Annotated in this window: 1 protein-coding gene; it reads left to right on the forward strand. The window is 52.5% G+C overall.

The window, feature by feature from the left end; translation table 11 throughout:
• Nucleotides 1-134: 134 nt before the first annotated feature.
• Nucleotides 135-425, forward strand: a 291-nt coding sequence (locus tag D7X55_RS45195; protein WP_233610471.1) for a hypothetical protein, incomplete at its 3' end; no start/stop codon positions are given.

Below are 425 nucleotides of genomic sequence, written 5' to 3' on the forward strand. Positions count from 1 at the left end.
GTGTAAAGCGAGGTATTGATTGTCCTGGCTACCGAGATGCCAACGTTCTTGCCGTCAGAGACAAGGTCCAAGTCAAGCCAGTCGAAAGAGCTTCGTTTGATTCCGGCTCAAACGAGGGCTCTGATGCCTCATTTGTGTCCGAATTCGACATTTTGGTCCCCACCGTCACGCTTCCACGCGATCCAAGCATTGATCCCGCCATCTTCGCCGTGGCCCGCTTCTACTCCGAATATATCGGACCACAGAACACAAGCACCCCTTTCATCGATTTCCTTCCCAAGTTTTACGATCGTCCACGTCTGGATCCGTCCTTTCACCACGCCGTTCCTGCAGTGGCCTTAGCCAGTGCTTCTCGACAACTAAATGCACCTGGTCTAATGATCGAAGCACAGCGGCGATATAGCCAAACCTTGACATCCTTGGCT

Origin of the sequence: Corallococcus sp. AB049A (assembly GCF_003668885.1) — a bacterium.
GTDB lineage: Bacteria > Myxococcota > Myxococcia > Myxococcales > Myxococcaceae > Corallococcus > Corallococcus interemptor.